Here is a 13,515-nt window from a genome sequence, read left to right on the forward strand (position 1 = left end):
AATTAATATCTATTAGTATTTCGTCGCTTCAGCAATTCTTTTTACCTTTTGGGCATGGCGGGCAATAAAATGGCTCATATACTTTTCCAAAAACAAATGATTAGCTGCTTTTCCTAAAATGCCAAAAGGGGATTTATATGAGAAAGTATCTATCATGCTCGTTTCTGTGACCCTTTCAATGAATTCATGTGTATGTGTAAAAGATTGAAAGGCACCACGAACCATGGAATCGGTGAATCTGTACAGCTTCACCATTTCAATGACTTGAGACGTTAATTTCTGTTTCATCCCTAAATGGGTCGTCTCCCAAGTAACGAAATCGCCACGCTCCATCAATCCAAACGTAATTCCTTCAATAGCTATTTGTTTCGTCAGCAACGTTTTCCCCGCATGAACTTCAACAGTTCTTGCAAGATCGAAACAAACTTGGATGGGAGCGTGGATTGAAATTTCATGTCTGATGATTGGCATGATGTCACCCTTTTCTGGTCTACCAATATTGTGACGGTTCCTATGCGCAGTGTATTTATAACAATTCAATAGGAAGCCCGTCGATGATAGCTAGTATCGGATTTCAGGTTACATTTTATGCAATTAACCAGGTGTGCCAGCGTCTATTACAAATTTTCAAAAACCCTAGCATCCATTTCTGAATACCATGGCCTTAATCATTCATATGTAGTTCTAAACATCCATCCCCCAGCCATTAAAAGAGGTACACTGTGTCAAAAAAAGACGAACAATTCACACATTCGATTAATTATACTAAAATCAAACACTCCGCCGATGCTGATCCAGATTCACACTTTCTGTATTCCGACAATCAGGATAATTACTGCAACCGTAAAATTTTCCGTATCTACCTGTCTTCAAGGTCAACTGCCCATTACACTTCGGACAAGCAGTATATAATAGTGAGGCATCAGTCTTGGACATCTTTTTCGCACGGCTTGTATGTGAACGTGCCGTCTGCTTGGCATCTTTCGCTTTTCGAATCGATTGCATGTGCTCAGCCTTGAATAGTTTCCTGTCATTTTTATATAGAGCCAAAAGTTCCGCGAGCTTTTCATTGATCCCCTTCACGGTATCCTCACTAATGTGCTGCTCCTTGTACTGGCTGATTGTCGTTAGAAGATCAGGGAACTGTATGACATGTGCTGAGGTGAAACCCTTATTGAATTTAAAAGTAGAGTTAGATGAAAATGCGATGATGGAACAGACATCCTGCATTCCTTCTTGTCCTATGTAGGTAAGTAAAGCTTGAACATGGCCATAATTTTGCCGGATTGGATTGTACATTTTTGTTTTCCGTTTATAAATAACTTGTGTCCAATAGGGTTTAAATTCATCACCAAAAATCCAACCGCTGTAATGTTTTGTTTCGATGACAAACACGCCATACACTGAGGTCACAATATGATCTACTTGCGTCAGTCCCCGCTCACCATTCGGAATATAAACATCATGGAAGACAGTGTATGCATCCCCTAATCTCCGAAGCTTAGTCTTTACAACCCACTCCCCATACTTCCCTTTAATAACCGGCATTTTCCGCTGCAGTATAATCCACAAGATCATGAATATGACGACAACTGGAAATGCAGTTGATGTAATAAGCATCTTGAGTGTAATCAAAATGCCCTCATAAAATCCCGTTATAATACTATTGTCTGCATTCATAATATCCCCCCAAGTTCATCACTCAGTTGTCGCACACACGTCAACGTGCCCACTTTTCCGACTATTACAACAATACCATATAATATGAAAATAGTTCCATAAAAATAAGTACCTGTGTCAACCATAGGAATACCCAAGTCAAATCGCTTCGTCCAGTTTCCGGGTACGTTCTTCAAAAGTAATTTCAGCGTCAATGCCTTTTGGAATATGGGACGATACAGTCTTTAATTTGTCCATCACCCAGAAGTCCCCCCCTACTTTATTGTTAGGTGCACGAAACTTTCATGTTTATTACAACAATCGGAATTATGTTTGAATTGTGTGGTTCACAGACAGCCATCATAAAAGCAATAGTCGTTTTTCCGAATTGCCGAATTAAAAACTTTTTTCACAAAGATGTCCCCTTTCCCCCACTTTTCTTCTATATAAAGAATAAAGGGGATATTCTTTATGACAACTTACCTATCTGAATACGCATACTTCACAAACAAACACGATCTAGACGCGGCAACAAGACAACATGTACTTACGCACTGGAACGATATGAACCAAACAGAGCGGGCTGTTCTCGATATGATTCGTCGTTACTCCGTTAAATACGGCGCTGCCCACTTGAAACACGAAACCATCGAAAAGGCTATCAAGAAATCAAATGCAACTGTTCGACGCGCCATCCGCAAATTAGTAAAGCTCGAAATCATCGAACGCATTCACTATATCCGCCCCGTTATGAGCGGTCTAGGCGCTAACATTTACGTCATTAAACCTACTAATGACCAGTCGAAATTGAACACCCCAGAGAATGACGAAAAACCTTCTAGCAGTAAGTTTGAACCCGCTAATCTACAAACCGAAGCTTTTCTTTCTAAAGCGATAAAACCTAAAGACCTTAAAAGAACGTCTCCTACGGAAGTTGTGCCTACTACACTTTTCGGCAAGATGAAATCTCTTCTTTCTTCAACAATCGGAGAAAGTAAATTAGCACGCAATTTTTACGGCGTCTACCGGAAACAGTCCCTGCAAATGCTAAAGTTCAGCATTCACGAAGACAAGGGGGAGCTTTTCGAGCAATTGGCCATGCATGCCCTTCGTATTGCGGTTCAAACAACCAAACAGAAAAAAATCCGGAATCTGCCCGGCTATTATTCAGGCGTCTTGCGCGAACTCATCGGTAAGGCTTTATTCAGCGAGGCTTTTATGGATTATGACGTGCCAGTTGAGGGATTTTTCTATCGCTGAAATGATTGTGCGGGTTATTGTATGGTGCAAAAACTTTAATGTTTATTTCAGCAAACATGAAGGTTTCATGGATAGAACGACTCAGAATTATGTTTGAATTGTGTGGTGCACAGGCAACCATCACTAACGCGCGCTATTTTGCATTATACAAGTGGATTTCAGTTTAAAAAGCACTTATTAAATGTTAAAATAAGTTAATTTGGTCTGAAGGGGAGCAATTGTGAATTTATTTATGAGGTACAGGGAAGCAAGGGTCAAAAAGTTCACCAACAAGAAGTTGTATGAACAGCTAACGCTGCTAAACAACGAAAAGTCACCGGACACCAGATCGATTATGGTCATTCTTTCGGAGATTGCCCATCGAGACCCTGCGGAGTATGAGGCGGGAAAAATCGAGGCAGAGGTGGAGAAGTCCAAACGCCACACCGTCATGGAGACAACAGACATCCTCTACCTCGAAATCAAGTACAATGAGGATTATCTCGCCAAGCCGGAATCTGAGACTGACCCTTACGAGCGCAAGCTCCGGTTGGCCATGCTTAAAATGGTCCAGAAGGAATTAGGACGTCGTACAATCTAGGTTAGACTATTGCTCTAAAAAAGGGAAAGCCCGATCATTTATTAGCCGTTCAGTTTTGATTTACTTTGCTTTGCATAAATTACACCCCGAAATAGCTAGTCAATTGGCTCTCTGCTTTGTTGATAATTCAATATCTTTCTTAATTATCAACATTGTAGTATGGTTAATAATGGTTTCCATAAATTTATAATGTCGAAATATGATTTAACAGGAGTGGACTAATGAAAAAATTAATAGGAATTATATCGATTGTAGGTCTCGTTATATTTTTAACAGCATGTAGCGGTGATAAGGAAGCAACCAGAACATTTGAGTTAGAGCATGATGGTATTATGACCACAATGATCTACACAGCTAAAGGAGATAAAGTTACCATGCAAACAACTGAAAATATTATTCAATATGACTTAGTTGGTCTTGCATCAAAAGATGAAGCAAAAGAACTTTTTGCTCCTATGATTGAACAATTTCAAAATATCGATGGATTGACGCATAAACTAGAATATGATGATTCAAAAGCAGTTGAAACTTTAGCGATAGATTATGAGGTCGTCAATTTCGAAGATGTCGAGAACCTACCGGGAATGTCCTTTAGCGAAGACCCTAAAGAAAAAGGCGTTAGCATGAAAAAATCTGTTGAACTACTAGAAAGCCAAGGTTTTGCAGAAGTTAAATAGATGAATAATCAACGCACTGGGATGTTTCAGTGCGTTTCCTTATGTTTTCAAAAATATATGCTACCTATTTCAAACACTATAAACTTCTCGTTTCATCTCAACCTTTTACTTGCACTGTCTTGACTGTAAAACTTTTTTCCTTTCACTATAAAATTTCACATAACAGCAGATGTTCCATCAGTAAACTGCATCTACGTTTTTTATAGTACAACTACTCGTAAAAGGACACTTAGAAAAAAAGAAAAGTAACGCTATAGTAGCACCACTCTTCCTAACTGTTTTTTCTGTTAGACTACCCTTTAATACAGACCTGTTCCTTTTAATTGCAGCAAGGTAGTGACAATATATCTTTTTCCAAGCTCCTCATCATCAAAATTCTTTTCGTAAGAGATATGGCCTCTTTCCTTAAAAAAGGTATACCATTTTCCTTCTTCCTTAAAATAATGGAAGCCTTCAACTAGCGTATCTTTGCTTGTTGACTCACTTTGTGGGAGGCCATGGATAGAAATATATTCATATACTTCTTCATAACTTACTGTAAAAACTTCGGAATATTTACGAGTCCTCATATCTTTCACACCTAATGTTTCACAAGCAAAGACTAATGCATTCCCATAAAGCAGAATCTGTACTTGGGTTTCTTTATCAACCAACTCACTCAACTCCTCTATCTATTTTTCAATATTTCTTCTTACATGCCGCCTGTGTACTTTACACCGTACAACATCAACGCAATTCAGAATAGTATCATGCACAGGCAATGGCTTTTTGACTTTTCATGGATAAAAAAACGTAATTGTGTTTGAATTGTGTGGTGCACAGGCAGCCATCACTCTTTTCTTCAATTATTATCTCTGAAAAAGTTCGTGTCATTAGTTGGAAAAATAATTGCTTGTACTATTGTATTGATATATTCATCACCTTGCTTAAAAGAGGTGGTTGTGGAATTAATAATTCCGAATTTCACTTCATTTAAATCAATTAGCTTGAATATAAAACTTTCTCCTTGCCCTCGAAAAGAGTTTGTTTTAAATACAGCATGCCCCAATCCTTTATTATCTTTAACACGAATTCTATAAATTGAATCCATATTAAAATCGCTTAAGCTTTCTATATGTGTATCAAATATAAGCTGTTTAGTAAAACTCATCATGCTTATCAAAAGTTCTTGTTTCTCCAAAAAGTTTATTTCATCTTGGTTTAAGGCCAATCTATTTCTGAGTTCTTTATTTTTTTTATCAAATGGTAATTTCCCTCTTTCACTCTCATATACGCTCAAATGGTTTTGGAAGTTGCTTTGATTCAAAATACACCATTCGATAAAACCAGTTCTTTGAATTTGCACCTGTAGGTCCTGCAATATTCTTTTTAATTTAGGCGGGGTATCTATATCTCCAAATGTTTTCACTATTTTACTTTGTAATAGCTCTAAAGTTAACTTTTCCAGACTGTCACCTAAATTTCTGCTAAGCACAACGAGCTCTTCCATGGTTTTACTGTCAAGGATTTCTCTAGCCACTCTCCCCCAGTATTCATTGTCTAAGTTCTCTTTCATCAATTCATAAGAATTAACAACACTAAAAAAATGATTTCCAAATCCTGAAATCTGATATCCATTTAGAGTACTCATAAAACCACTTAACGAATCTTCCGAAATCTCCTCTTTTAATGTTTCCAACAATTCCAAATAGCGTTTTCCTACTATTGTTTTTTTGAATATTTTCCCTACCTGATATGCACATTCTGGTACGTTCATTATTATTATTCCGCCCTTTCTTGCATCTTGAAAAACAATAAAATACCAATTATTGTATTTACATATTCTATCTTTTTTAAATCAATGTCAGGGATTGATCTTCCATGAACCAAATCATTTCGTTGACTTCTAATAGTTTCGATGTACTCAATATCTACTTCAGTCAAAGGTATTAACAATCTTGCGACCAAGTGTCTTAGGTTTTCCATCAATGGTGGGTTTGACAAAGAGCCTGCTATTATTTGTTTTACTTTAATAGCTTTTGGTTCTGCATCCGCTTCTAAATAAATTTCTTTAAATTGTTCCATTGCCTCATTAACAAAACGTCTTCTCAAAGTCCTCCCCAGTAATTCCTGAGGTTTTTCATCTTCAAGTAAAAACTCCAACGCAATACTAGTAAATATTAGTTTATCCTCCAAATTAGGAATGTCCCAGCTTTTCCTTAAATACCTTAATGCGATAAAAAGTGTTTTAACATTCGATTTTGATTCTTCTTCCATATCCATTATTAGAAGTTTTTCGTACCACTCCAACTTTTCTAATAATATTTCAAACCGATTATCAAGGTCCAAAAACGTTGGTTGTCTAATTAAATCAAGGCTGGTTATCATAAATTCATTTGATACAATATCTTGGATAAATATTAATTTATCTGAACTTACTACAGGACCATAGTTTTTTCTATTCCAAGATAAATTTTCAACTTGTTTATCAAAGAATAAAGAATCATGATTTTTTAAATGATAAATTGAATCTATGGCTTTTTCAATTTGATTTACAGCTAAATTTGTGGCTTCCCAAAAATTAAGACCTTCAACTAAAACTTTAGCATAAGAATCAAAAATAACATTTTGTTTCTCCAAGTGCATCTTCAAATCATCTATTCCAGTTATATAAGATTTATTAACTATTTCAACATTGCCAAGTCCAACACTGTTAGCGACTTTCAAATTATTGAGGGGAACTATACATTGGAAAGTTCGATTTCTTCCCTTAAAACCTTCGATACTGTAATCAATTGAGCTTTTAGCTAAAATAAAGTTAAGTAACTCTAGTGGCTCTCTAATTCTTGATTCCATAAAGGGCTGGATTGCTGTCTTTAAATAATACATAGCACTTGAAAATTTAAATATAAAGTTACTATTTTTCTTTCTCATTTCTAACAATATATTTGTAGAAATATGATTTTTTTGGAATGAATCATTAATATAAATTTTAAACTCTTGAAGCAATCTCATTTTGGATAAATGCAGATTTTCTTCACTTATTTCAATAGTTCCTTCCACATCATTATTTCTATAATTAAATGAATGGAATTTTTCGGGTTGTATAAATTCTCCTTTTATGAACTCTAGTTCATAAGAATATTTTTCAGCATTATTAATATCTTTTGATACTAATATATATAGTGGGCCATTGTTAATAATTTTGTTTCCATTATCCAATGGTGGCATATCATCCATAATAGAATTTAGTAACTGACAAATATCCGAAAACTTCTCTTTATCTTCCTCGTCTAGCTTTGTAATTATCGATAAAAGATATTCATAAACACCATTTATTTCGTTAATATTAACAGGTGTGATTTCATCATTTTTCAAACAATGACTCATTAATAACATTTCTTTTTTGCTTAAAGATTCAATAAATAAGAATTTCGAACACTTGTTATCTTGATATATTATTATTTCCATACATATTGTCGATTTTCGAAAAAAAGGAAGTCCGTCAAGATCTATATTCACAAGTTTATTCAAAGAGGTTTGAAATAACATATAATCCAACTCCTAATAAAAATTATATACTCAATATAACTAGTGTTGCATTAATTGAAACCGAAAAATAAAAGTTACCCAAATCTTCAAAAATATAATGAACCCAAAAGAAAAAGTCCTTTATAATGGTCTGTACAGGTAGTTCCTGTCCAAATCCAATAAAAAGGACCTATGCATGGACAAGAATACACTAAAAACTTCATTTGGTAAATGGGTTGGACCCATTAATTTTGATAAGCTTAGAAAATCTGTCGATTTACACAGACAGGATCATTATACGAAAAAATTAACGACGCAATCTTTCGTGTTATTGATGCTTTATTCTCATTTAAGCGGGCAAGAAAGCTTTCACGCCATGGAGGCTGCGCTTGCTGACGAGAACTTGCAAAATACTTTGGGCTTTTCTTCGATCAGTGTTTCTCAATTATCTAGAAAAAATAATGAAGTTGACCCAGCTATTCTCTCAAGTCTGTTTCTAGACCTTGTCGGTCAATTGAATGCGCGTTATCAACTGCCAAAGACAAAAATGATTTTGAAAATTATTGATTCCACAACGATTCCATTGAACTTGAATCATTTTAAATGGGCAGAATTTCGAAAAACCAAGTCGGGCGATAAACTACATCTACGCCTCGTATTCAACGAAGATGGTTCACACTATCCCGATAAGAAGGTTATGACAAATGCCAAGGAACATGACCGCGGGCAACTTGAAGTTCTTGTCGATGATAAGGAAGCCATGTATGTCTTCGACCGTGGCTATGTAGACTATAAACGCTTTGATACCTTCACAACTGATTTCCCCGTTCCTGGGCCGCCCTTGATTAGAATTGTATGCTTAGCCTCTGAAGCACTTTTGACTTCCTCATATAATGTAACCACTTTTTCATAGGCTACTTTTTGTTCATCCAATAGTATGAATTCCTCATTCCACTGAAATAGAGAACTCACTGTTTCGACTAGTTTTTTTGAAGGACGAATTTTACCTTCTTCGATGCTTTTGACAATTTCAAAGCCCTCACCTTCTGATACATCATTTTTTAGTTTCGCTGCCAATTCACGATCGTTAAACTGAAAGTAAATTGGTGTATCTTCTATGTAATTCAAATAGCGCGGATCAAGTAGTGGTTCATTAATTCTTGCTGGAATATAATTATGCAAATAAGCACAGGATGTAAGATTTATTGTTGAATCCAGATAGAGTGCATCATTGAAGCTTTGGAGATATCTTTTATAGGAGCGTGCTTGATAGGACGGATGAACAGTTTCCCGCTCTCTACCGCCTAAGAAGGTTCTTACAATGCCATCGCCTTTTTCTACCTTTGCTTTCTGCCATTGCTTTAATTCCACAATGACCGCATTTTTCTGTCCCTTTTGTCATGACCTGCTATTAGAAAGTCAATTCTTTTTTCGGTCGGTGGCAACTTGTACTCGAGTAATATATGTGTGTCGTCTTTAACATTTGCATCCCTTAGAACTCTAGCCATTTGTGGAAGCGAATTTTCCCACGATCTTAATTCACTTGCTGATATGGATTTATTCATGAGGTTCTATACGTTATTCTGTAGTACATAACCAATTTCATTATCTAGAATATGTTCTAAAAAACGAGACGATGGTTCGTTATAGATAATCAATTTAATCTGCCCCTTTTCTCAAGAACTATCAGCTAATAATTCCCACTTTCAATATATTTAAGTCAATCGTCATAGTTCAATAGTAACTTTATTAATTAACATAATTTTACCACAGTTACTAACTCAACACGTATGAATGTTCAATTAATTACTTTTTTGATTAGTTTACATTTGATGTATTCCCTTTTCAGATACCACATATACTATTCGCCCTTTATTAAAGTTAATTAAGGTAGCGCGAACCACACCGATTGCATGAAAAAAAACACCAACATCTCATCCTGGTATTTTCGGCTTTATGAAATTGTTAAACTTTCACGACTGCCCTCATACAGTTACTTCCATCCTTTGCTTCTCCTTCAACCGCTCAAATGATTACCCCCCTGGAACAATCCGTCGATTTGAAGGCTATCGATAACCTCGGAAAATCCAATACTTTATACATAGACGAGAATCCCATTATGATAGGATATAGTAAAGATGAGTAGTCACATTAGAAAGTTTTTCGGACCTCTTACATTGATAAAGGTGGGGAATGTTTGTGAAGGTAATATTATATATTGAAGATGATATAGAAATTGGTAGCATTGTTAAAGAGGACTTGGAGCAGCGTGGTTATTTGGTACGCTGGCTTACTTCCGGGGAGGGATCGGAAGAAGCGTTTGCTGATACGGACTTAGTCATTTTAGATGTGATGCTTCCTGGGCTAGATGGGTTTACCGTAGGGCAGCGGTTGAAAAGCAATCATCCAGAGATTCCAATTCTGATGTTGTCGGCTCGGACCGCTGTGGATGATAAGTTACAGGGGCTACAGTTCGCAGATGATTATGTGACGAAACCGTTTCATCCTGAAGAGCTTGCTGCAAGAATTGAAGTGTTACTAAGAAGGAATCGACGGACGTTACCTGAAGAGATTCAGATTGGTCATTTAACGGTTAACATAATGGAAAACCGAATTTTAAAAGATAACGGTGAAGAAGTTTTGTTGACGGCCAAACAGCGTCAAATTTTCATGTATTTATTGGAACATCCAAATCAAATTTTGACAAAAGAACAGCTTTACGAGGCTGTATGGGGAGAATTTTATCTTGAAGGGGATAAGACCTTGATGGTCCATATCCGCTACTTGAGAGAAAAGATTGAGAAAGAGCCAAGTTCGCCTAAAATTATCGAAACAATTCGTGGCCTCGGCTATAGGGTGAAACAATGAAAAAACTGCGAAAGTCATTATTGGCGCAGTATTTGTTAATCATTTTGGTTGCGATGATGATACTCCCTTTTTCCATGCCTGTTTTATCAATTATTTATTATAATAGTATCGAACAAGCTGAGTCTTCAGTTCGATACTATAATGGAACGGATTTAGAAGAAATGTGGATTGAAACAGCCAAAGGTTTATCAGGTGCTTCTGAACAGCAAATCCATCAAAGATTATCACAATTAAAAAATGTTTATCAAGAAGCATCTATGTATTGGGTTGATGATAGAGGGCAGACAAAAGATAAGTTTCCTGAATCGATTGCTGTACCCGACACATGGACAGCATTGGATGCCATTCATTTCATGAAAAAAAATCGTGGATACACAGTCGATCCATTTACCATTGTCGCCTTTATTGGGCATGAACAACAAGAAGGCTTTATGGTGTTACAAATCCCACGTCCGGATATGGTGAGTCCAAATGACAAATTAAGAGCAAAATACAATTATTTTTTCCCAGTGGCTCTTTTGTTTATATTTGCTCTATTTATATTAATTTCTACGCTCTTTTTTTATCGGATTCGAAAAAGACTACTTCATTTGCAAGAAGTAATGGCAACGCCTGAAGCGAATGGTATTCCACCGACTATTGAAGTGTCCAAGCAAGATGAAATCGGCCGCCTTGAACACTCCTTTAATCGAATGGTTCAAGAACTAGAAATGAGTAGAATGCGTGAGATTGAGGAAGAAGAACTTAGAAAAGAACTCATTGCGAATCTATCGCATGATTTACGTACACCCCTTACAACAATACGTGGACACGCTTATCGATTAAAGAAAGAACCACTCAGTACAAAAGGACAGGAGTCTCTAGACTTCATTGATGATAAAGTAGGTTATATGGGCGAGCTTATTGAAAATCTACTTTCGTACACCTTGTTGTCAACGGGAAAGTATCCGTACTATCCAGAAAATGTAGATATGGTTCGACTCGTTCGAAATTCATTTGCGGCATGGTATCCTACCTTTGAAAATCTTCAGTTTGATATTGAGTTAACGATTCCGGATAAACGGTTGATGTGGGATGTCGATCCTCAGTGGGTCCACCGTGTTTTGGATAACCTGTTTCAAAATATTTACCGTCACGCGAAAAGCGGACAGTTTGTAGCGGTTCGAATTGAAAATGAAACAATTGTGATTGAAGATCACGGGCCTGGAATGAAGGGTAATTCGAGCCAGAAAGGTCTTGGGATAGGACTCTCTATCGTTTCACTTATGCTAAAAGACATGCAGTTGGACTGGAATATTGAAACAAGCGAACACGGTACAATTATGACTATTCAACAGATTTAAAATGAAATAAAGCTTGTATCCATTTCCTTATTGTTTGGAAAGGTTACAAGCTTTTTAAATTTTTTTATGCTTTAATGGCTATGTAAATGTCCACCTGTGCATTTTGTGGGTTCTGGCATCTTTCATCATATACCTCAAAATCACCCGTATACGTCCGCTCCACTTCCTCTTGTTCAAACCAGTTCCAAATATCTTGCCATAGTTTAATTACGATTTCTGAAATCGGTCCTTCTTCAGACGTAAATACCAGATATGTTGCAGCTGGTATTGTTTTAACAACATAATCTTCTTGAATCTCGCTATGGTCACTTACTTCTAATCCAGCAGTTATACTATATTCTCCATTCACACCATCTATATAGTCTGAATACAGGCCATAAGTTACAAATGTATTGATAGGATTGGGAATCTCATTAAATAATTTTTGTCCATAATACCGTTCCCATAATCCCGCAATTTTCGCACCTGCTGTCATTTCATTAGCGTTTGTCGTCTTTACTGAAATACCTATAATAGTAAACCGGTCTTTCTTTTTTATTACTGGATTCATCATCTTTTTCTCCCCGCCTTTTTAGGTTTGTTTCAACTATATCAACCTAAACTTGACAGCAGTATGTCATATTGGTTTAATTGTTTTTTCGTATACATCAATGATGTGTCTTACCTTTTGTTGAATCTTTTCTCTTATATGAGCAGGCTCAAGCACCTCCACTTTATCAGCAAAACTTAAGATAAAACCGTATAACCATTCATCTTCTGGTATTTCTATCTTCACAATGGATAGATTGGACTCTATCGAATCCAAACCAAATAGCTCTTCAATTTTTAAGCGATAGTCTGGATGAAATGCCATTCTTAACGTGACCACCTTGCTCGGTGCATACCATGCCTTATCCCAGGGAAGTTCATCATTATTCACTTCTTTACGAATAAAAGATGTATTACACATCTCAAGATCCTTTATCCTCGCTAACTTAAATAGTCGGAACGTGTTCCTGAGAAGGCAATATCCATACACATACCAAATCCTCCCTTTTTGGATGAGCGTATGTGGCTCTATGGAGCGAAATGTGACGTTCCCCTCACTACTTGAATAAGAAAAACGGACACAAATTGTTGTCGTAATCGCGTTTTTTAGCAATGTTACCTTTTCTTTCAAACGAGCGTTTTGCCCCCACGGACTGTCATCTACGAATAGATAGTCGAAAGCTTGCTGTCCCTTCTTTTCCGCAAGTCCTTCTAATTTTTCTAATACCGCTTTAGCGGAAAGGTCTTCATGGGAAGTAAGTATGCTTTTTAAAGCAATCGAGATGGATGTGATCTCTTCCTCCGTAAGAATTTGCTTATCTATTCTGTAGCCTTCAAGCAGACCAATTCCACCATTTGCACCTTGATAACTAATAACGGGAATTCCTGCATTGCTGAGTGTATCAATATCCCTATAAACAGTACGAACAGACACATTAAAGAACTCAGCAAATTCTTGCGCTTTTACTTTTTTACGATTAATCAACATCATGGTCATTGTTAGTAACCTATCTATCTTCATTGGTTACCTCCATTTAAAAGTATTTGTATAATCATGAATTAGCTTATCAAAATATTCTTCTTCATTTTA

The 13,515-nt window shown here is 36.4% G+C and carries 13 protein-coding genes; 6 read left to right on the forward strand and 7 right to left on the reverse strand.

Annotated elements, in window-relative coordinates; translation table 11 throughout:
* Positions 1-12: 12 nt before the first annotated feature.
* Positions 13-471 (reverse strand): SRPBCC family protein, encoded by a 459-nt coding sequence (locus tag ACP8HG_RS09510; RefSeq protein ID WP_438298556.1) that lies wholly within the window; start codon positions 469-471, stop codon positions 13-15.
* A gap of 300 nt (positions 472-771) precedes the next feature.
* Complete coding sequence (locus tag ACP8HG_RS09515; RefSeq protein WP_438298557.1) at positions 772-1,680, reverse strand: NERD domain-containing protein; 909 nt, start codon at positions 1,678-1,680, stop codon at positions 772-774.
* Positions 1,681-2,130: 450 nt separating this feature from the next.
* On the opposite strand from ACP8HG_RS09515, the gene ACP8HG_RS09520 reads away from it, so the two are divergent.
* The 3 genes from ACP8HG_RS09520 to ACP8HG_RS09530 all read left to right on the forward strand — a co-directional run bounded on the left by ACP8HG_RS09520 (position 2,131) and on the right by ACP8HG_RS09530 (position 4,176).
* Entirely contained in the window at positions 2,131-2,919 is a 789-nt protein-coding gene (locus ACP8HG_RS09520) for a helix-turn-helix domain-containing protein (RefSeq protein WP_438298558.1), read from the forward strand.
* 220 nt (positions 2,920-3,139) lie between these two features.
* Positions 3,140-3,499 carry a hypothetical protein gene (locus tag ACP8HG_RS09525; protein WP_354312530.1) on the forward strand — a complete coding sequence of 120 codons (360 nt, stop codon included), beginning with the start codon at positions 3,140-3,142 and terminating at the stop codon, positions 3,497-3,499.
* A 221-nt stretch (positions 3,500-3,720) separates the two neighbouring features.
* Entirely contained in the window at positions 3,721-4,176 is a 456-nt protein-coding gene (locus ACP8HG_RS09530; protein ID WP_187045312.1) for a YehR family lipoprotein, read from the forward strand.
* Positions 4,177-4,475: 299 nt separating this feature from the next.
* Here ACP8HG_RS09530 and ACP8HG_RS09535 read toward each other — a convergent pair whose 3' ends face one another.
* The 3 genes from ACP8HG_RS09535 to ACP8HG_RS09545 form a co-directional block, all read right to left on the reverse strand.
* Entirely contained in the window at positions 4,476-4,829 is a 354-nt protein-coding gene (locus ACP8HG_RS09535) for a hypothetical protein (protein WP_187045313.1), read from the reverse strand.
* A 188-nt stretch (positions 4,830-5,017) separates the two neighbouring features.
* Positions 5,018-5,932, reverse strand: a complete 915-nt coding sequence (locus tag ACP8HG_RS09540; protein WP_438298559.1) for a hypothetical protein — start codon at positions 5,930-5,932, stop codon at positions 5,018-5,020.
* A 5-nt stretch (positions 5,933-5,937) separates the two neighbouring features.
* Positions 5,938-7,707, reverse strand: a complete 1,770-nt coding sequence (locus tag ACP8HG_RS09545) for a hypothetical protein (protein ID WP_438298560.1) — start codon at positions 7,705-7,707, stop codon at positions 5,938-5,940.
* A gap of 175 nt (positions 7,708-7,882) precedes the next feature.
* Between ACP8HG_RS09545 and ACP8HG_RS09550 the strand changes: the two genes are divergently transcribed.
* The 3 genes from ACP8HG_RS09550 to ACP8HG_RS09560 all read left to right on the forward strand — a co-directional run bounded on the left by ACP8HG_RS09550 (position 7,883) and on the right by ACP8HG_RS09560 (position 11,897).
* On the forward strand, positions 7,883-8,599 hold the full coding sequence (locus ACP8HG_RS09550; RefSeq protein WP_438298561.1) for a DUF4372 domain-containing protein: 717 nt from the start codon (positions 7,883-7,885) through the stop codon (positions 8,597-8,599).
* Between the two features lie 1,280 nt (positions 8,600-9,879).
* Positions 9,880-10,554 (forward strand): response regulator transcription factor, encoded by a 675-nt coding sequence (locus tag ACP8HG_RS09555; RefSeq protein WP_438298562.1) that lies wholly within the window; start codon positions 9,880-9,882, stop codon positions 10,552-10,554.
* Positions 10,551-11,897, forward strand: coding sequence for a HAMP domain-containing sensor histidine kinase (locus ACP8HG_RS09560; protein ID WP_438298563.1), 1,347 nt, complete (start codon positions 10,551-10,553; stop codon positions 11,895-11,897). Before ACP8HG_RS09555 ends, ACP8HG_RS09560 begins: the two co-directional genes overlap by 4 nt.
* A 64-nt stretch (positions 11,898-11,961) precedes the next feature.
* Here ACP8HG_RS09560 and ACP8HG_RS09565 read toward each other — a convergent pair whose 3' ends face one another.
* Entirely contained in the window at positions 11,962-12,447 is a 486-nt protein-coding gene (locus ACP8HG_RS09565; RefSeq protein ID WP_354312521.1) for a GyrI-like domain-containing protein, read from the reverse strand.
* A gap of 66 nt (positions 12,448-12,513) precedes the next feature.
* Positions 12,514-13,446, reverse strand: coding sequence for a helix-turn-helix transcriptional regulator (locus ACP8HG_RS09570; protein WP_438298564.1), 933 nt, complete (start codon positions 13,444-13,446; stop codon positions 12,514-12,516).
* Positions 13,447-13,515: the final 69 nt, after the last annotated feature.

Source organism: Sporosarcina sp. FA15 (assembly GCF_051550195.1).
Lineage (GTDB): Bacteria > Bacillota > Bacilli > Bacillales_A > Planococcaceae > Sporosarcina > Sporosarcina psychrophila.